Here is a 15,720-nt window from a genome sequence, read left to right on the forward strand (position 1 = left end):
CCAGAAAAATCCGAAATCGGCACCCCTTCTCTATGTCCATAATTCGTAATGTGGGCCGCTACTTGACCACACTTGGAAGGCGATCGGCTGCAAAGTGGTTAACGAACTCTTCAATTCCTTTTCGAATATCGTCGGCCGTCCGGTCCGTTTGGCCTTCGATTACGTCAAGCCGTTTCGCGATTGCCCGCAGTTCGGCTGTCAGATCGACTCGACAGACCTCTTCTTCTGTGTCTGTATGCAAGTTAGAGCGCCATAACGTCCAGCGAAGTCCATCTGTCCCAATCGCGACCATGTACTCGTGTTCCATCTGTCGCAGATACTTACAGAACGCGTTCACTTCGATATATTCGCGGATATCGTTCGTTGCCGCCCGTGTGGCCTTCTGTTCTCTATTTGCTGCTTTGGATTCGAGAATACAGACCAGTGCGGGGTCGACCTGCTTCAGAAGATAATCGGGGCGTTTGCTCTCCACGCTGCGGAACGTCGTTGGTCTTCGTACGAAGTGTGGCCCGGTCCCATCATATTCAACTGACGCTGGATTTCTGTAACCCAGCCCAGCTAGCACCGGTTCGATCAGATATTGCTCCGTGAAAACTTCCGGCTGCTGACCGACATAGGGACCTTGAAGCGTTTGTGTTTCACCCGCTGTAAGAATTTGACTCAGTTTGCCACCTTCTCCTAACTCTCTGAACTTGAGCGGGAACGTGCGAAGTTGCTGGCGAACACGCTCTGCCACCGGGTCGAATTCCTTGAGTTGTGAATCAGTCATCGCCAACAGCTTCTTCGACCATCTCGATTTCTTGGTCAGTCAGTCCGTATAATTCGCATTCCGCATCGACTGGAATATCAACATGGTCCCCTTCCGCGAAGCGATTCATTTGCCTCTAATCTTGTCACGGCAGCAGTTAGTCCTGTCTCCTCGTCGTCTCACTGCGTTCGACTTCGGAACGTTCGGTTTCCAGGGCTTGAATCCAGACCAAAACACGAATCTACACACCCGCTAGCGGTCTTTTTCCCCACGTTTTTGCGAGAGGCTGCGTAGCAGCCTCTCGGAAAAAGTGGGCCTGGGACAGGATTCGAACCACGGTCGGAGCAAAGCTCCTCCCTGCTTCGAATCCGTGCCTGCTCGTTCACTGCGGGCGGCTCCGCTGCCCTTCGCTCACTGCGCGGGAAAGGATTCGAACCAAAGGAAGACTCGCTCGTACCTCGCTCGTCTTCCAGGGCTCGAATCCGGCGACCGCATTTCCGACCGTGATCTCATCGCAGCGACACAGCAAGCTGGTCGCTGCGAAGTGAGAGTCGCTGAAAATGCGCGGGACAGGATTCGAACCAAAGGAAACCTCGCTTCGCTCGGTTTCCAGGGCTCGAACCTGTCCTGCTCGTTCGCTCGCTACGCTCGCTCACTGCTCACGGGTCGTTCCTCCCCGTTCGCCACCCGAGGTCTCACTTCGTTCGACCTCGCACTGCGCGGGACAGGATTCGAACCTGCGGAGGGCTACCCCACAGCGTCCTAAGCGCTGCGCCGTTGACCACTTGGCTACCCGCGCTCTGCAACCGACTTTCGACCCCGCTCACAATAAGACTCACGAGTCACCTGGCAACACCGTTAACTCCCTGCCCCGACTGCGTTTCTCTATGTACCGGGCCGGGACCGAACGGGCCGAAGAAGCCAATCTCGCGGCCCTGGAGCAGGTCGCAGACCGACTCGAACTCGACTCCCAGGCCCGATCGGCGGCCCGTGAACTCTACCTCTCCCAACTCCCGGCCCCGGACCGCTCCAAACCCGGGCTCCGCGCCGCGAGCCTCTATGCCGGCTCGCTCATCGCTGGCGATCAACGGTCCCAGACCGCCGTCGCTGACGCCGGAGATGTCGCTCGGCTCACGATTCAGCAACAGTGGCGGGAGTTGCTCCGGGACGCGGGCTTCGAGCCGCCGTCCTGGTGATCAGCGGACGGCCGAGCGCTCGTTCTCCGGCCCCTCCGTGACGTGGCCGTGCTCGTCGATCTCCCCGCGAACGATTCGCGTGCTCGAAATGATCTCCCCGTCGTCCGCCAGCAGCCGCTCGACCACGACGATCTCCAGGGGGTCGAGCCCGCGCTCCCGTCGAATGCGATTGATGCGCTCGCCACCGGCCTGGGTCTCCGGCGTGACGACCAGCGCCTCGAACGGCGGCTCGACGGCGATGCCCGTGGGCTCGGTGAGCTTTCGAACTGCAAACTCCCGATCGTAGGTGGCGGCCATCTCGGCCAGTTCCCCACGCAGTTTCGCCTGCCGCTCCTCGAAAGGTCGCACGTATCGGGGTTCGTGACGCGTCTCGGGGGCCAGGTCGTCGCTGGTCAAGCCGACAGTCAGGTCACCGAGTTCGAATCCGCGACGAAAAAGGCGACGGTGCCCGTCGTGGATGGGATCGAACGTTCCCCCCAGCGCCACGTCCATACTCCGTCGGAGGGTGCCCGCGCGTTTAGAGGTTGGGTTTCGGCTCAGTCCTCGTCTTCCTCGGACTCGTCGTGGACCTCGATCTGCACCGGCTCGGTGGTTTCAGTTTCCGCCGAATCGAGCACCTGATCCATGTTGAAGATGGTGTTCAACTCCTCCTGCACGCGGCCGACGACCGAGCCCACGAGGTCGCTGGGCGCGATGGACTTGTACTCGTAGGGGTTGTTCCCGGCCCTCTCGCTCTCGCGTTTCTGTCGCTCCACGATGTCCTCCTCGGCGAGTTCGGCCAGCGCTTCCCGCACCGTACTCGGGTACAGGCCAGTGCCCTCCGCGACCTCCTCGCTGGTGCTCCAGGGGTGCTGTCGCAGGTAGACGTAGATCCGGCCCCGGGTCTCGGTGTCGAGGACCCAGGAGAGGATGTCGATGACCTTGGTGTCGAGTTCGTCGACCGCCCGGTCGGCGCTTTCCTCCAGGCGCTCCCGTGCGCCCCGGCCGGTCGCGTCCGCTTCGGTCGCTTCCTCGTCTGCAGTCTCCTCGGCGTCCGCTCCGGTCGTCACCTCGACCGGCTCGCCCGCTACGTCCGTGGCCTCCGCTTCCGTGGTGTCTTCTGTGTCTTCGTCTGTCATGTCCTCTCTACGAGGACACAAGTGACGAGGCCGTTTAAACCCTCGGCTCGATGAGGAGCGCCTCGCGAAGCGCTTCGGGGCCTGACTCCTCCAGGATCCGACGCTGGCGGGTCGCCCCACTTTCGGCCTCGAACACGCGTTTGATCCCGTCGATTCCCAGGCGGTCGGCCTCCCGGTCGACGATCTCCGCCAGGGACAGCGTCGACCCGTCCGGCTGGATGAGATCCGTCTCCTGGCCGTATCGCAGGGCTCGCCACTTGTTCTCGTCGAGGAGTTCCCAGCGCAACGCCTGTGAGGACTCACCGTCCTCGTATCGCGCTGCGAGATCCAGGACGAGTGCGTGGGCGTATTCTACGAAGGCATCCACGTGGCCAACGCGATCCTGGGCGTCCGGGATCCGGATCTCGACTGTCCCGATGCCGGTGTGGGGCCGGACATCGTACCAGAGTTCCCCCGAGTCCCGGATCGAGTCCGTCTCGAGCATCCGGGATTCGAAGCGTTCGAAGGCCGCAAAGTCCTCGAAGGCCGTCGGCATCCCGGTGTTCGGCAGGTTCTCGAAGATTTTGGCTCGGGCCGAGCAGAGTCCGGTGTCAAAGCCGTTCCAGAACGGCGAGTTCGCGGAGAGGGCCAGAAAAATCGGGAGATAGCGCCGGATCTCGTTCGTGATCCAGACCGCCTTCTCGGGGTCGTCCACGCCGACGTGAACGTGCAGCCCCGCGGTCGTGTTGCGATGCTGTGGATACTGGATGCGATCGAGTTGGGCCCGATACCGCGGCTTTTCGGCGTGCTCGTGGAGTTGCCAGTCGGCCGCGGGATGGACCCCCGCCGCCGCGATCTGGAAGCCATGTTCGGCCGCGTACTCCTGGAGGGTTTCACGGACGGTCCGGACCGCCCCTGGCGCGGCCTCGGGACCATCGAGTTTCCGGGTGCGGGTCTCCAGCACGAACTTGAAGAGTTCGTGATCGACGTCGCCCGTGATCGGTGGCGGCGCGTCGTTCTCGTAGACCAACTCGTCCGACCCCGCGACTGGAACGCCGTCGCTGTCGACGACGAAGTATTCCTCCTCGACGCCGAGGGTTCCCATCTCGTCGAAGACGGTTCCGGACCCGTTCGCCATCGCGGGAATCGAAGGGTGGTCGACGTAAATAGTTCCTGAAGTCGGTTATTCAGCCGGGGGTGCTCGTGGCGTCGCGACGACCGCGAGATGGTCCTCGTGGAACGGGTCGAGTTTGCGGGTTCCAAGCACTTCGTAACTCGATTCGAGCGTCTCCAGTGCCTCCTCGAATACGGCACTCGGCTCGCGGGTGACGTCTTCGCTGCGGGCCTTGATCGAGAGCAGCAGGCGGCCGTCCGGCGCGAGAAAGCGCGCGTTCTCGAGTGCGACTGTGGCCTGGCCGGTCGTCGCGACGTCCTGGACGATCACGTCCAGGTTCGCCTCCACCACGTGGCCGTAGGACGCTGGCTGCCGCGCGTCCGCAAGCAGCGGGAAGAGATTCGGCCGGCTCTCACAGACCGTGAGGAGGTCCCTGACCGGTCGGGGTGCGAACTCGACGGCGTAGGTCGGCCCGGCCACGTCAGCGACGTGGCTCACGGTCGTGCCACTCGCCGCGCCGAGATAGAGGACTCCATCCCCTGCCTCGAACCCGGTGTCGAGCCCCAACTCGAGCATCGCCCCGAGCTTCGAGCGGTGGGGATCCCAGCGTCGCCACCCGTCCGCCGTCGGCTCGCCGTAGACCGGCTCGCCACGGGTCGCGAGTGCCATCTCACCGTTGAATTCGCGGCGCTGGACGCCGTCTGGCAAACTCATTGCTCAGCCCCTCCCGCGCGGATCGTCGCGATTCGCTCCTCGAGGTCCGCTTTGAGCTCCGGATGCAGTTCACCGCGATAGTGATCGATGCGGGCGGCGATGGACAGCTTTCCGGCCAGAGCGCGGGCCGCCGAGCCGCGCTTTTCGGGGCGGGTCCCGCGCACGTACTCGTGCGTGAAGATGATCCCGTGTTTGGGTGACGGGGCGTGCCCCTCCAGGTGGGCGAACAGGGCGTCCTCGGCCCCGAGTACCTGGACGGTGCCGCTTGGCTTCTTCGCGAGTGTTTCGAGGCCGCCGGCCAGGGCGATCAATCGGGCCGCGAGGAACGGCTCGGCGAGATTCGAGAGGTTCGGGGCCACTGCGGGGGCCAGTGTCTCGACGAACGACCGAAGGGCCTGTCGTCGCTGTTCGAGATCCCGAACTGACTCGGCAAACGCCACGACTTCCGCCTCGACCGGCCCATCTGGCTCCCTCGCGGCGACTTCGAGCACGTAGTCAAGCCCTTCCCGCGACTCGCTGAACTGACTGCCGGCCCACTCCGCGGCCCGTTCGGCGAGCTCGTTTTTGACTTCGGTGAGGTCGTCCATCGCTCGGACCGCGTGGACGAGTTGCTGGTCGTCGGCCTGCTCCCGCTCACTCACTGCCTCGCGGGCGGCCGCGACGGTGGCCTCGTGGAGCGATTCGTAGTACCCCGACTTGTCGGGGGCGAACCCCGATTCGACTGCCAGCGCCGGCCAGTCTCTGGGTTTCTGTGCGCGTCCCGATCGAATGGCCCGGGTGGCGCTCGCGGGGTCCTCGTCCAGTTCCGCGAACCACGCCTCTTCCATGGGCCTGCTTCCCGGGCAGCCGGGTTAAGTGGGACGGTCGGGCGGCGGTCGAAAGACAACGGTTAAACCGCACGGGACAGGTAGAGACACGTATCGATCATGAGTGAGACCGACCGGGCCCGCCGATGTGTCTCCTGTGGGATCAACATCTCCGGGACCAACGCGGCGGCCTTCAAGTGTCCGGAGTGTGGTCACCAGATCTATCGGTGTGCCACCTGTCGCAAGCAGAGCAACCTCTATGAGTGTCCCGAGTGCGGTTTCCGGGGGCCATAACATGGGGAAAGTCGCCGCCGTCATCAAGGTGATGCCCCAGAGTCCGGAACTGGACCTGGACGTACTCACGGAGCGACTGGAGAGTTCGCTGCCGGAAGGCGCGAAGATCAACGACGTGGACCAGGAGGAGGTCGCCTTCGGCCTCGTCGCGCTCTACCCCACGGTCATCGTCCCCGACGACGCTGGCGGGACCGAGGCCGTCGAGGAGGCCTTCCGGACCGTCGAAGGCGTCGAGTCGGTCGCCGTCGAGGAAGTCGGCCGGATCTAGGCAGCAAGCTTTTCTCCCCGGCCCTCCACTGTGTGGGTGCATGCCACACGAGGCCTACGTCCAGTTGGTCTGTCCGGAGTGCCAGAAGGCCTGGGAAGCGACGCCGAGTGAACTCCCGGCTCCGGAAGCGAACTTTAGCTGTCCGAACTGTCATGCGACCCGCCGGACGGCCGAGTTCATGCGGACAGAACGCGATCTACAGAACCTCAAGAAACTCGCGTAGCCGATTTTAGACCGAGGAGCGGGCGCCACAGGCGTCACACTCCAGCAGTTCCGCTCCCTGCTCGTGGGTCAGATGCGTGTCGGGAAGCCCACACTCCGGGCAGATGACGTACTGATCGACATACTCGTCGATCACGGCCTGTACGCGTGATTCGTTGAACTCCCCGGTCAGCCGTGCGCGGCCCCGTTCATCGATCTGTGCGGCCGTGCCGAGTTCGTCTTGCAGGAACTTGAGGACGTGTTCGTCCTCCCGATCGAGCCGGTCCAGCAGGGCCTGGAAGTTCTCGAAGACCGTGACGTTTCCCTCCGTTCGGAGCTTCGGATCCGGAACCTCGAAGCGACTCTCCTTTGCCGCGATGTCGGGTTTTGCCTCGAGGGCTCGTTCGAGTTGCTCGTCGTAGTCCATATCGTTGCAAGCGGGCGGGCCCCCTAAAAGCCTTTCAGGCCGCCTGTCCCGGGAATCCAGGGGTACAAGGCTTGGTAACTCTCCTCAGAGTAATACTATAACCCTGTACTCGTTACGATAGGGTGCACATGAAAAAACAGGAGCTCATCCACCTGCATGGACTCCTCGCCGAGGTCGGGAATTACTACGAGCGAGTATCCACACGAGAACTGGAACTTTCCGAATACGAATCCAAGGGCGTCCGACCGACTTCGATCCACAAATCGAAAACTGATCACAAATCGGCTGTTTTTGCACTCGCGAAGGGCATCACCGGCACTATGGACGAGGCCGAGAGTGCAGAAGAGACCGTGACGGCCAAGGCCGACTAACTGTTCTCACCGACCCGCGACCCGCGAAGCAAGCGCCAGTCAGCGACGGGTCTACGAGGAGGAAAATCGCCGGGTTCAGCCCTCGATGAGTTCGTCGAACTCCGGTAGTACGTCCTCTTCTGCGTCCGATTCGGTTTCCTCGGCCGACTCCGCTTCCTCCGCCGCCTCGTCCTCGTCGTCCTCGATGACCTCGACCTCCAGGACTTCCAGGGGGATGTTCTCCAGGCGCTGCCCGATCTCTTTCCGGGCGATCCGCGAGGCGTGTTCGGTTCGCTCGACGTTGAAGACCGTCATTTCGAGTTCGAGGGCGACCAGGCTCTCGTCGGCGGCGACGAAGGCCGGCTCCAGCTCCTCCCCGCAGTGGGGGCAGGTCCGCTCCCCCATGTCGATCTCCACGTAGTTGAGGTCGGGATTCAGCATCTCGCCCGTCTTCGAGATCGCGATCCGGACGGCCTCGTCGGGCGTTTCTACGTCGTACACCGGAACCGCGGCCTCGACAACGACCCTACAATCCATGGGTATGTTGGCATAGCACGCCCGTGGTAAAAATAGATTGGCCCCGAACCGACAGCCTTTCCGGGGGCAAACGCCCAGGTCTGTCGATGGAATCCGGGCACATCGATGCGGCGGCCGTCCGTGGGCCGGTCGACCTGCAGATCATTCTGGAGAGTGGGCAGACCTTCCTCTGGCGACGGGTCGAGTCCGCCGACGGTACCTGGTTTCGGACCGTGGCCGGGACGGAGGTGATCGAAGTACGAGAAGAAACGGGCGGTCTCACCTGGCGATCGACGACCGATGCCGCCGGGATCCTCCGCCGTCGCCTCGGTCTGGACGACGACCTCCCGGCGATCCAGTCCGCCTTTCCCGATCACCCGGTGCTCGAAGCGGCCACGACCCGATATCCCGGGCTCCGAGTGGTCGACGCGCCGGTAGTGCCCACGATTTTCTCTTTCATCCTCTCGGCCCAGATGCGGGTCGACCGGATCCACGAGAACGTCACTGCCCTCAGAGAGGGCTTCGGCGAACCGATCGCCTGGCGGGACACGACCGTTCACGCGTTCCCGACGCCGTCAGCGCTGGCGCGGGCGGGCGAAGCCGAGTTACGTGATCTGGGACTGGGCTATCGAGCCCCCTACATCGAAGCGACCGCCGAGATGCTCCGGGACGACGAAGTCGCCCTCGATGAGATCGCTGCCAGTCCGTACGAGGAAGCGAGAGCAGCGCTCACCCAGTTGGTGGGCGTGGGCCCGAAAGTCGCGGACTGTGTCCTGCTGTTCGCGATGGACTTCGACGAGCCGGTTCCCCTGGACACCTGGATCAACACCGCGATCGAGGAACACTTCCCGGACGCGGCAGGGAACTCCTACGAGTCGACCTCGCGAGCGATCCGTGATCGACTGGGCCCGAATCCGGGGTACGCCCAGACCTATCTGTTCACCCACCTCCGGACGAGCGGGGACCCGTAGCCGCCGACCACTTCCTTTAGTGGGGTCGACCGTGTACCACGGGACATGATCGACAGCACCGAGATGGCGATCGTCGACCGCAACGCCGTGGCCCTGGGCGTTCGCGAGACGAACCTCATGGAGTCGGCCGGCAACGCGGTGGCGCGAGCGGTCCGGGACTTGGATCTGGACACCCCCGAGATCGCGGTTCTCGCCGGTCGGGGTAACAACGGCGGGGACGCACTCACGGCGGCCCGCTTTCTCGCCGATCTGAACCCGACGGTTCACCTCCTGGGCCATCCGGACCGCATCCGGAGTGCGGTCACTCGGGAGAAGTACGACGCCCTCCAGTCCGCCGAGGTGGCGACGAACGTCATTCGAGACGCGAGTGCCCTCTCGATCGGTGAGCCCGAGGTGATCATCGATGGCGTGCTCGGGACCGGGGTCTCCGGCACCCCCCGAGAGCCGGAGCGCACGGCGATCCAGGCCATCAACGACACCGAGGCGACGGTCATCTCGGTCGACGTCCCCTCCGGGATGGACGTGGATACGGGTGAGCGACCAGGCGTTTCGGTCGTCGCGGACCAGATCATCACGTTCCACGACACGAAACCCGGGCTGGCAGACCACGAGAACGTGACTGTTGCGAACATCGGGATTCCACCCGCCGCCGAGCGATTCACTGGGCCGGGAGACCTGCAGCGACTGACCCGCCCCACGGACGCTCACAAGGGCGACTTCGGCCGAGTGCTGGTGGTCGGCGGGGGCCCGTACACGGGCGCACCGGCACTTGCCGCTCAGGCCGCGCTCCGGGCCGGGGCTGACCTCGCGACGGTTCTCACGCCTGAACCGGTTGCCGATCAGGTCCAGGGCTTCAGCGAGGATCTGATCGTTCGCGGGCTTCCAGGCGCTCGGATCGAGCCCACGCACGTCTCGACGATCCTGGAGGCCGCAGCCGACCAGGACGTCTTGATCCTCGGCCCGGGTCTGGGGGCGGCCGATCCAACCCGTGAAGCCGTGGGACAACTTCTGGAGGCCTACGAGGGCAAAGCGGTCGTCGACGCGGACGCGATCAGCGTGGTTTCGGCCGTCGAGACTGACGCGTCTCTGATCCTGACTCCCCACCGTGGCGAGTTCGAGGGGCTGGGCGGCGAGTCCGCTGATGATCGTGACGGCTGGGCTACGTCGGCTGGCCGGGTCGCTGCGGATCTGGGCCAGACGCTGCTCCTCAAGGGCCCCCACGACGTGATCACTGACGGCGATCGCACGCGCATCAACCGGACGGGCAACCCCGGCATGACCGTGGGCGGAACTGGCGACGTGCTCGCTGGGGTCACGGGGGCTACCTTCGCCACGCTCGATCCGGTGCCGGCCGCGGCGGTCGCGGCCTACCTGACCGGGATGGCTGGCGACCTCGCGGCTGAGTCACGGAACGGGGGGCTCCTCGCCTCCGATCTCCTTGGGACCTTGCCGTCGGCACTCGGGGGTGAACAGGCATGAGCGACGAGGACGAACTGACCCATACTACCGCCGAGGGCGAGGCCCAGATGGTCGACGTGGGGGACAAACCGGACACCGCCAGGCGGGCTGTCGCTCGTGGGACGATCCACCTCCAGCCCTCGACGATCGACGCGATTCAGGCCGATTCGGTGGGCAAGGGGAACGTCCTGGCTACGGCTCGTGTCGGGGCGATCCAGGCCGTCAAACACACCTGGGAGACGATTCCGATGTGCCATCAGATCCCGATCACGAACGTCGAGACCGACTTTGACGTGGCACGAGAGACGATCACGCTCACCGTGGCCGTCGAGACGACGGGGAAAACTGGCTGCGAGATGGAGGCCCTCCAGGGCACGACGACCGGCCTCGACGTGATCTGGGACATGGTGAAGGCCGCCGAGAAAGACGCCGACGGGCAGTATCCGGACACGGCTATCGGCGACGTCCGGGTCGTCGAGAAGGAAAAACGGGCGCTCGATTGATCAGGCGTCCGCCGCCAGGTCACTCGCCTTGGCACGTGTCTGTTCGACGACCGCCGGTCGGGCCAGAAAGTCCACGATGACCTCCGAATCACGGTACTCCACGTCCTCGACGAAGGCGTTGTCGTGAACCCAGGAGACCACGCTCATCGTGTCCTCGGTCATCGGGAGGACCAGCCGTTCGCGCTTGCGGTCGGGCAGTTCCTCGTGGATGCGCGCCCGTAACTCCTCCAGGTTCGTCTCCGCTTTCGCGCTCACCGCAACCGGATTCGGGGCCAGCGCACGCAGTGCCGCCCGTTTTTCCTCCAGCTCAGCGTCGTCGATTCGGTCGATCTTGTTGAGCACCGTCACGATCGGCGCTTCGTTGCGCTCGTAGAGCGTGTCGTGACTGGTCATGAGCTTCTCGCGGATCTCCGCGATCGGCTCGCTCACGTCCACGACGAGCAGCACGAGATCCGCCCGGTAGACCGATTCCAGGGTCGACTTGAAGGACTCGACCAGCCAGTGGGGTAAATCGCTGATGAATCCGACTGTGTCAGTGAGCAGGGCGTCCCGCCGTTCGAGATCGAGTCGCCGAGTCGTCGTCCCGAGGGTAGTGAACAGCCGATCCTCGCGCTCGGCCGTCGGATCGAGGTCGGGGTGGATCGACTCGTTCTCCCCGACTTCCAGGTCCTCGGCCAGGGCCTGCATCAAGGTCGACTTCCCGGCGTTCGTGTAGCCTGCCAGGGCGACCAGGTCGAACCCGGACTCCCGGCGCTTTTCCCGCCGGTCCTGCTCGGTCTCCTCGATCCGTTCGAGTTCGTCCCGGATCCGGCTGATCCGGGATTTGATGTCCTGCTCGCGGCTCTCGTCGTACTCGCCCAGGCCCATGAACCCGGGTCGCTCCTCACGTTTGGCGAGGCTGGTCTTGGCCTCGGCTCGTGGAAGTTCATAGCGCAGTTCCGCGAGTTCGACCTGGAGCTGGGCTTTCCGGGTCTGGGCCCGCTGTCCGAAGATATCCAGTATCAGCCGGAACCGGTCCTTGACCGTCACGCCCTCCGGAAGTTCGTTCCCGAGGTTGTACACTTGATAGGGGCCAAGTCGGTTGTCGAAGATCACCGTCCGGGCACCGGTCGCCTCGACCTGCTCGGTGAGTTCCTCGACCTTCCCGGCCCCGAGTTGCAGGGCCGGGTCCGGTTCGCGACGCTGTGTGCACTCGCCGACGACCTCGTAGCCGGCTGCGGCGGCAAGCTGTCTGATCTCGGCCGTGTCCGGCTGGCCGTCCCTGACTCGCTTCGCGATGATCGCCCGGTCGGGTTCCGTCACTCGCCGCTCTGTAGGGGCCGAGATCACTTAAGGGCCATGCGGGGCACAAAGGACTTACCGGAGAACGGCCCAACGAGGGGTATGGCGCTCGAACTGGACCCGACACAACTCGGCCTCGAATTCGGTAGCGGGGCCGTGATCGGCGCGATTATCGGGTTTGCCTTCAAGAAGATCGCGAAGGTGATCGCGGTCATCGTGGGCCTCGAACTCGCGCTGTTCAAGTTCCTCGAATCGCGGGGCATCTTGACCGTGGACTGGGACCGCCTCACGGGCGGGCTCCTGGATCTGACACAGACCGCCTCGATGGAGACCCCGCCGCCCTGGGTGAACACGTTCCTCTCGACGCTCTCCGTTGGGGCCGGCTTCACCGGGGGCTTCCTCGTCGGCTTCAAGAAAGGATAGTTTTCAGCGGCGGGCGATCTCGTCTTCGTCCCGGATGATCTGGACCTCCGCCTCGCCGCTCGTGTGCTCGTTGACCAGATCGTAGAAGTCGTTTTGCAGCCCTGCCGGGAAGGTCAGGACCCCGATCCAGGAGCCATCCGCCTGCCACTCCTCCCGTTCTAGGTCTCCGAACTGCCGGATCTGGGCCTGGGCGCTCCCGGCATAGTCCGGTGGGACCTGGACGGCCATGGTTACCTCGTCGAACCGGATCGGGATCACGGGTCGCAACGCATCGAGAGCGTCCTCGACCTGTGACTCGACCCGCTCCATCGGGTCGACGTCGAACCCGGCCTCCTCCAGGGCGTTCTCGATTCGATCCGGGGGGTGCGGGGCGTCGTCCATCTGTGGGTTCACGGCGTTGCGCGCGATCCGGTCGATGAGTTCGCGGCGCTTGCGTTCGAGCATCTTCCGGCGCTGTTCGGCGGTGATCTGGATCTCCCCGCGCTCGATCACCTGCGGGATGATCTCCATCGGATCCGTGGTGTCAAAGACTTTCTCGACGTCCGATTCGGCCGGTCGATCGCCTCGCGAGGCGTTCTCGAAGACGTCCCGGGCCGCGATCACGTCCTCCAGGTCCCCATCGAACTCCCCACGTTTGATCGCGAGGGCCGCGTCCGGATCGACGAGGACCTCGAAGCGCGCCCCGTGGGACTCGAGCCGCGCCGTCACTGCATCGTCAAGTGATATCATGGCCTGCGCTACGGCGTGGAGCGTGAAAAATGTAGCACGTCACTCCGGCAGGGCGGCTTCGATCTCCTCGTTGGTGAGTTGGATGTACTGCTCGGACTCGGCGTCCACCGTCGCCGCGCCCACGCCCGCGGGATCGAGGGGCTCCTCCTGGACCGAGCCCAGAGCCTGGAGTCCGAGTTCGACGGCCTCGGCCAGTTCGATTTCGGGGTCGTACTCGGCTTCGAGAGACGACTGGATCTCCTCCCGATCGGAGCCGATGGCGATCGCCTGCCACTCGTAGGGCGTACCACTCGGGTCCGTCTCGAAGAGGCGTGGCTGGCCGTCGTCCAGTCCACCGACCAGCAGGGCCACGCCGAAGGGCCGGGCCCCGCCGATCTGGGTGAACTGCTGGATGTGATCGGTCACGTCCTTGGTGAGCGTTTCGACCCCGATGGCCTGCTCGTACCGCAGTCGCTCGACCTGGGCGTCCCGGCGGGCGAAGTCGATCAGTCGGCGGGCGTCGGCGACGTGGCCAGCACTCGCGATGCCGACGTGATCGTCGACCTTGTGGAGTTTCTCCACGGAGTCCTGTTCGACCAGCGGGGATCGAACCGGCTTGTCGACGATCAGTGCAACCCCGTCGCTGGCTCGCACCCCGATGCTCGCCGTGCCTCGCTTGACTGCCTCCCGGGCGTACTCGACCTGGTAGAGTCGGCCGTCCGGGGAGAAGATGGTGATGCCACGATCGTACGCTTGCTGTTGTTGTCCTTGCATTTAGAGATCCCGGGGTGTTGCCCCGACGAAGGTGTCCGCGCACTCGACGTCGACGCGGTCCTCCCGCAGGTGGGCGGTCGCCTCACCGTCGCGAAAGGTCACGGCCGTCGAGTCGGTCACGGCTGGCGGTCCCTGCAGGAACGACCGCCTGGTGGCTCGAACTGTTCCGCCCACCCCCCGAACGCCGACCCGAACCGGCTGGTCCTGGACGGAATCGACACACGCGATTGCGGCCCGGGCCTGCTCGACGGTCCCTCGGCGGACCCGAACGAGCGCCCAGCCACCGCCGGGATACAGGTCGGTCTCCAGGACACGCGGATCAACCTCGGCGCTTCCGGGATCGCCCAGAAGCGTCCGTGTCGCCGTCCAGACCGCCTCCTGGAGGGGTCGCTCCGCGAGGGTGACATCCGGCCACGTCTCTATCTCGACGGCGAGATAGCGATAGCGCGGTCGGAGGTGTTTCGGGAGGTGGCGCACGGCAAGGGGTTACACGTGGACTGTTGTAACTCCACGGATCGAGGTGGTCTCAGCTTTCGGGCTCGGAGACGGTGACCCCCGGCCCCACGGTGTCCGGGTCCCGCCGGTGTCGATTCCGCTCGGCGATGGTTCGCCAGGCCGCCAGTCCCTGCTGGATCGTTTCGTGGTCGAAGCCGATCTGGGCACCCACCGCGAACAACTCCCGCGGCCCGCGAACCTGTAGATGGCTCGATGGGGCTCCAGAAACGACAAACGGCGCGCCCGCATCAGCGACGAGTTCGTGGAGTTTTCGGAGCGCTTTGATCGCTCGCACTCGGTCGCCGCCACTCGATCGGAGCACGGGACCGAGATTTAACTCCAGTGCGACGTCGTTTGCGGCGGCGGTCTGGGCGATTACGTGGTTGACGTCCCCGGCCCCGCCCATGGGATCGGCGAGGACGTCCACCTGGGCTTGCTCGACCACGAAGCGATTCATCTCCGGATCGCGACCCTGGACGAGAAGCACTTCGGCTTCGGGCCGGCGATTCCCGATCGCGCCGCTTGCCCGCCCCGGTTCGTCGGCGGTGATCTCGATGCCCTGGACCACGTCGATGCCGTGGGTCTCTGCGATGGCCTCGTGATCGACCGCTGCGGGCGTGGACTGACGATTCCTGACGACCAGGCCCTCGAACCCGGCGTTTTTCACAGTCAGCCCGAACCTGTCGGGGGTTGTCGGCCCGTCCTCGCGAACGCGGACGGATTCGTACATCTCAGGAGAGGGCCTCCCGGGCGTTTTCGAGGGCGTTCTCCCGGTTGGCCGGGTAGGCCTCGACCTTCGCCCGGAGGGTGATGCCGTCGCCGCGTGTGACCTCGCCACGGGCGGCGGCCTGCTTGTCCAGTGTCACGTAGAAGGCGTTGTTGTCGTCGAGTCGATCCCCCAGTTCGTCCAGGAGTTCGGCCATGTTCACCCCGTCCCGGAGGCGCTCGAAGACGTGTTCGATCTCGTCGGTGCGTTCCAGTCGGGCGCTGAGGACGACGATTCGATCGCCGTGATGGCCCTCCCCGACCGAGGACTCGATTTCGGCCTCCGGCGGGAGCAACGTCCGGAGTGCCGAACGCACGCGGTCCTCGGCCTCCGTCTCGTAGCAGAAGGCCCGGAGGTCGACGTAGTGGAAGGGAAGGCCCATGCCCGCTCAGTCGTCGGTCTCCTCGGGGGCGGCCTCGAGGTGGTCCTCGGGGACGCCGGCCTCCTGGCCGTCCTCGAAGGACACGGTGTAGTTGGCGTCGCCGAACATGGTCTCGACGACCTGTGTCACGGTCCCGATCTCGCCGTCGAACTCGCTGTGCTCGTCGTGCAGGAGCACCTCGTCGTCTTCTTCGAATGGCATATCACGGGATATTTCCCCGGCTCATTA

At 64.6% G+C, this 15,720-nt stretch carries 24 protein-coding genes and 1 tRNA gene; 9 read left to right on the plus strand and 16 right to left on the minus strand.

Features of this window, described 5'->3' with window-relative positions; translation table 11 throughout:
- Window positions 1-58: 58 nt before the first annotated feature.
- The gene (locus HSR6_RS10850; protein WP_148661794.1) at window positions 59-769 is read right to left on the minus strand and encodes a hypothetical protein; all 711 of its coding nucleotides are present in this window, start codon (window positions 767-769) and stop codon (window positions 59-61) included.
- Window positions 770-1,464: 695 nt separating this feature from the next.
- Window positions 1,465-1,547, minus strand: a tRNA-Leu gene (locus HSR6_RS02785).
- Window positions 1,548-1,635: 88 nt separating this feature from the next.
- On the opposite strand from HSR6_RS02785, the gene HSR6_RS02790 reads away from it, so the two are divergent.
- The gene (locus HSR6_RS02790; RefSeq protein ID WP_071932740.1) at window positions 1,636-1,944 is read left to right on the plus strand and encodes a transcription initiation factor IIB family protein; all 309 of its coding nucleotides are present in this window, start codon (window positions 1,636-1,638) and stop codon (window positions 1,942-1,944) included.
- Here the strand turns inward: HSR6_RS02790 and HSR6_RS02795 are convergent, their stop codons facing one another.
- Genes HSR6_RS02795 through HSR6_RS02815 form a run of 5 tightly spaced genes read right to left on the minus strand, consistent with a single transcriptional unit; the run spans window position 1,945 to window position 5,696 of the window.
- Window positions 1,945-2,436, minus strand: coding sequence for a phosphopantetheine adenylyltransferase (locus tag HSR6_RS02795; protein ID WP_070364518.1), 492 nt, complete (start codon window positions 2,434-2,436; stop codon window positions 1,945-1,947). It abuts the gene before it with no gap.
- Window positions 2,437-2,480: 44 nt separating this feature from the next.
- Window positions 2,481-3,062, minus strand: a complete 582-nt coding sequence (locus HSR6_RS02800) for a winged helix-turn-helix transcriptional regulator (RefSeq protein ID WP_071932741.1) — start codon at window positions 3,060-3,062, stop codon at window positions 2,481-2,483.
- Window positions 3,063-3,096: 34 nt separating this feature from the next.
- Window positions 3,097-4,179 (minus strand): glutamate--cysteine ligase, encoded by a 1,083-nt coding sequence (locus HSR6_RS02805; RefSeq protein ID WP_071932742.1) that lies wholly within the window; start codon window positions 4,177-4,179, stop codon window positions 3,097-3,099.
- A gap of 45 nt (window positions 4,180-4,224) precedes the next feature.
- Entirely contained in the window at window positions 4,225-4,869 is a 645-nt protein-coding gene (locus HSR6_RS02810) for a fibrillarin-like rRNA/tRNA 2'-O-methyltransferase (RefSeq protein ID WP_070364520.1), read from the minus strand.
- Window positions 4,866-5,696, minus strand: a complete 831-nt coding sequence (locus HSR6_RS02815) for an NOP5/NOP56 family protein (RefSeq protein WP_071932743.1) — start codon at window positions 5,694-5,696, stop codon at window positions 4,866-4,868. The genes HSR6_RS02810 and HSR6_RS02815 overlap by 4 nt, the downstream gene beginning before the upstream one ends.
- 99 nt (window positions 5,697-5,795) lie before the next feature.
- Here HSR6_RS02815 and HSR6_RS02820 point away from each other — a divergent pair, with 99 nt between their 5' ends.
- The 3 genes from HSR6_RS02820 to HSR6_RS02830 are packed head-to-tail and all read left to right on the plus strand — an operon-like array spanning window position 5,796 to window position 6,460.
- A complete protein-coding gene (locus tag HSR6_RS02820) occupies window positions 5,796-5,969 on the plus strand; it encodes an HVO_2753 family zinc finger protein (protein WP_070364522.1) in 174 nt (57 codons plus the stop codon).
- Between the two features lies 1 nt (window position 5,970).
- A complete protein-coding gene (locus HSR6_RS02825; RefSeq protein ID WP_070364523.1) occupies window positions 5,971-6,237 on the plus strand; it encodes an elongation factor 1-beta in 267 nt (88 codons plus the stop codon).
- A gap of 40 nt (window positions 6,238-6,277) precedes the next feature.
- Window positions 6,278-6,460 (plus strand): DUF7836 family putative zinc-binding protein, encoded by a 183-nt coding sequence (locus HSR6_RS02830; protein WP_070364524.1) that lies wholly within the window; start codon window positions 6,278-6,280, stop codon window positions 6,458-6,460.
- Between the two features lie 6 nt (window positions 6,461-6,466).
- Here the strand turns inward: HSR6_RS02830 and HSR6_RS02835 are convergent, their stop codons facing one another.
- Window positions 6,467-6,865 carry a translation initiation factor IF-2 subunit beta gene (locus HSR6_RS02835; protein ID WP_070364525.1) on the minus strand — a complete coding sequence of 133 codons (399 nt, stop codon included), beginning with the start codon at window positions 6,863-6,865 and terminating at the stop codon, window positions 6,467-6,469.
- Window positions 6,866-6,993: 128 nt separating this feature from the next.
- Here HSR6_RS02835 and HSR6_RS02840 point away from each other — a divergent pair, with 128 nt between their 5' ends.
- Window positions 6,994-7,236, plus strand: a complete 243-nt coding sequence (locus HSR6_RS02840; protein WP_070364526.1) for a UPF0058 family protein — start codon at window positions 6,994-6,996, stop codon at window positions 7,234-7,236.
- A 75-nt stretch (window positions 7,237-7,311) separates the two neighbouring features.
- On the opposite strand, the gene HSR6_RS02845 is transcribed toward HSR6_RS02840, so the two are convergent.
- The gene (locus HSR6_RS02845) at window positions 7,312-7,752 is read right to left on the minus strand and encodes a DUF555 domain-containing protein (RefSeq protein ID WP_070364527.1); all 441 of its coding nucleotides are present in this window, start codon (window positions 7,750-7,752) and stop codon (window positions 7,312-7,314) included.
- 86 nt (window positions 7,753-7,838) lie between these two features.
- Here HSR6_RS02845 and HSR6_RS02850 point away from each other — a divergent pair, with 86 nt between their 5' ends.
- The 3 genes from HSR6_RS02850 to moaC are packed head-to-tail and all read left to right on the plus strand — an operon-like array spanning window position 7,839 to window position 10,663.
- Window positions 7,839-8,702 (plus strand): DNA-3-methyladenine glycosylase family protein, encoded by an 864-nt coding sequence (locus HSR6_RS02850; RefSeq protein WP_071932744.1) that lies wholly within the window; start codon window positions 7,839-7,841, stop codon window positions 8,700-8,702.
- 45 nt (window positions 8,703-8,747) lie between these two features.
- A complete protein-coding gene (locus HSR6_RS02855; RefSeq protein ID WP_199399070.1) occupies window positions 8,748-10,181 on the plus strand; it encodes an NAD(P)H-hydrate dehydratase in 1,434 nt (477 codons plus the stop codon).
- Window positions 10,178-10,663: a cyclic pyranopterin monophosphate synthase MoaC gene (gene moaC, locus HSR6_RS02860; RefSeq protein WP_071932745.1), complete on the plus strand. Its 486-nt coding sequence runs from the start codon at window positions 10,178-10,180 to the stop codon at window positions 10,661-10,663. Before HSR6_RS02855 ends, moaC begins: the two co-directional genes overlap by 4 nt.
- Here the strand turns inward: moaC and hflX are convergent, their stop codons facing one another.
- A complete protein-coding gene (gene hflX, locus HSR6_RS02865) occupies window positions 10,664-11,965 on the minus strand; it encodes a GTPase HflX (protein WP_070364530.1) in 1,302 nt (433 codons plus the stop codon).
- A gap of 81 nt (window positions 11,966-12,046) precedes the next feature.
- Here hflX and HSR6_RS02870 point away from each other — a divergent pair, with 81 nt between their 5' ends.
- Window positions 12,047-12,367, plus strand: coding sequence for an FUN14 domain-containing protein (locus tag HSR6_RS02870; protein ID WP_070364531.1), 321 nt, complete (start codon window positions 12,047-12,049; stop codon window positions 12,365-12,367).
- A gap of 3 nt (window positions 12,368-12,370) precedes the next feature.
- On the opposite strand, the gene HSR6_RS02875 is transcribed toward HSR6_RS02870, so the two are convergent.
- Genes HSR6_RS02875 through HSR6_RS02900 form a run of 6 tightly spaced genes read right to left on the minus strand, consistent with a single transcriptional unit; the run spans window position 12,371 to window position 15,693 of the window.
- Window positions 12,371-13,096 carry a ribosome assembly factor SBDS gene (locus HSR6_RS02875; RefSeq protein ID WP_070364532.1) on the minus strand — a complete coding sequence of 242 codons (726 nt, stop codon included), beginning with the start codon at window positions 13,094-13,096 and terminating at the stop codon, window positions 12,371-12,373.
- A 39-nt stretch (window positions 13,097-13,135) separates the two neighbouring features.
- Window positions 13,136-13,849, minus strand: coding sequence for an archaeal proteasome endopeptidase complex subunit alpha (psmA, locus tag HSR6_RS02880; protein WP_071932746.1), 714 nt, complete (start codon window positions 13,847-13,849; stop codon window positions 13,136-13,138).
- A complete protein-coding gene (locus tag HSR6_RS02885) occupies window positions 13,850-14,326 on the minus strand; it encodes an Rpp14/Pop5 family protein (RefSeq protein ID WP_071932747.1) in 477 nt (158 codons plus the stop codon).
- A 49-nt stretch (window positions 14,327-14,375) separates the two neighbouring features.
- On the minus strand, window positions 14,376-15,074 hold the full coding sequence (locus HSR6_RS02890) for an RNase P subunit p30 family protein (protein WP_071932748.1): 699 nt from the start codon (window positions 15,072-15,074) through the stop codon (window positions 14,376-14,378).
- Between the two features lies 1 nt (window position 15,075).
- Window positions 15,076-15,492 (minus strand): RNA-binding protein, encoded by a 417-nt coding sequence (locus HSR6_RS02895; RefSeq protein ID WP_070364536.1) that lies wholly within the window; start codon window positions 15,490-15,492, stop codon window positions 15,076-15,078.
- 6 nt (window positions 15,493-15,498) lie between these two features.
- The gene (locus HSR6_RS02900; protein WP_070364537.1) at window positions 15,499-15,693 is read right to left on the minus strand and encodes a DUF1918 domain-containing protein; all 195 of its coding nucleotides are present in this window, start codon (window positions 15,691-15,693) and stop codon (window positions 15,499-15,501) included.
- Window positions 15,694-15,720: the final 27 nt, after the last annotated feature.

The sequence above is a fragment of the Halodesulfurarchaeum formicicum genome, from assembly GCF_001886955.1.
GTDB classification, from domain to species: Archaea; Halobacteriota; Halobacteria; order Halobacteriales; family Halobacteriaceae; genus Halodesulfurarchaeum; species Halodesulfurarchaeum formicicum.

Excerpts from the sequence above, each read along its gene's own strand:
- HSR6_RS10850 (WP_148661794.1), bottom strand. The coding sequence starts at position 769 with ATGACTGATTCACAACTCAAGGAATTCGACCCGGTGGCAGAGCGTGTT.
- HSR6_RS02790 (WP_071932740.1), top strand. The coding sequence starts at position 1,636 with ATGTACCGGGCCGGGACCGAACGGGCCGAAGAAGCCAATCTCGCGGCC.
- HSR6_RS02795 (WP_070364518.1), bottom strand. The coding sequence starts at position 2,436 with ATGGACGTGGCGCTGGGGGGAACGTTCGATCCCATCCACGACGGGCAC.
- HSR6_RS02800 (WP_071932741.1), bottom strand. The coding sequence starts at position 3,062 with ATGACAGACGAAGACACAGAAGACACCACGGAAGCGGAGGCCACGGAC.
- HSR6_RS02805 (WP_071932742.1), bottom strand. The coding sequence starts at position 4,179 with ATGGCGAACGGGTCCGGAACCGTCTTCGACGAGATGGGAACCCTCGGC.
- HSR6_RS02810 (WP_070364520.1), bottom strand. The coding sequence starts at position 4,869 with ATGAGTTTGCCAGACGGCGTCCAGCGCCGCGAATTCAACGGTGAGATG.
- HSR6_RS02815 (WP_071932743.1), bottom strand. The coding sequence starts at position 5,696 with ATGGAAGAGGCGTGGTTCGCGGAACTGGACGAGGACCCCGCGAGCGCC.
- HSR6_RS02820 (WP_070364522.1), top strand. The coding sequence starts at position 5,796 with ATGAGTGAGACCGACCGGGCCCGCCGATGTGTCTCCTGTGGGATCAAC.
- HSR6_RS02825 (WP_070364523.1), top strand. The coding sequence starts at position 5,971 with ATGGGGAAAGTCGCCGCCGTCATCAAGGTGATGCCCCAGAGTCCGGAA.
- HSR6_RS02830 (WP_070364524.1), top strand. The coding sequence starts at position 6,278 with ATGCCACACGAGGCCTACGTCCAGTTGGTCTGTCCGGAGTGCCAGAAG.
- HSR6_RS02835 (WP_070364525.1), bottom strand. The coding sequence starts at position 6,865 with ATGGACTACGACGAGCAACTCGAACGAGCCCTCGAGGCAAAACCCGAC.
- HSR6_RS02840 (WP_070364526.1), top strand. The coding sequence starts at position 6,994 with ATGAAAAAACAGGAGCTCATCCACCTGCATGGACTCCTCGCCGAGGTC.
- HSR6_RS02845 (WP_070364527.1), bottom strand. The coding sequence starts at position 7,752 with ATGGATTGTAGGGTCGTTGTCGAGGCCGCGGTTCCGGTGTACGACGTA.
- HSR6_RS02850 (WP_071932744.1), top strand. The coding sequence starts at position 7,839 with ATGGAATCCGGGCACATCGATGCGGCGGCCGTCCGTGGGCCGGTCGAC.
- HSR6_RS02855 (WP_199399070.1), top strand. The coding sequence starts at position 8,748 with ATGATCGACAGCACCGAGATGGCGATCGTCGACCGCAACGCCGTGGCC.
- moaC (WP_071932745.1), top strand. The coding sequence starts at position 10,178 with ATGAGCGACGAGGACGAACTGACCCATACTACCGCCGAGGGCGAGGCC.
- HSR6_RS02870 (WP_070364531.1), top strand. The coding sequence starts at position 12,047 with ATGGCGCTCGAACTGGACCCGACACAACTCGGCCTCGAATTCGGTAGC.
- HSR6_RS02875 (WP_070364532.1), bottom strand. The coding sequence starts at position 13,096 with ATGATATCACTTGACGATGCAGTGACGGCGCGGCTCGAGTCCCACGGG.
- psmA (WP_071932746.1), bottom strand. The coding sequence starts at position 13,849 with ATGCAAGGACAACAACAGCAAGCGTACGATCGTGGCATCACCATCTTC.
- HSR6_RS02890 (WP_071932748.1), bottom strand. The coding sequence starts at position 15,074 with ATGTACGAATCCGTCCGCGTTCGCGAGGACGGGCCGACAACCCCCGAC.
- HSR6_RS02895 (WP_070364536.1), bottom strand. The coding sequence starts at position 15,492 with ATGGGCCTTCCCTTCCACTACGTCGACCTCCGGGCCTTCTGCTACGAG.
- HSR6_RS02900 (WP_070364537.1), bottom strand. The coding sequence starts at position 15,693 with ATGCCATTCGAAGAAGACGACGAGGTGCTCCTGCACGACGAGCACAGC.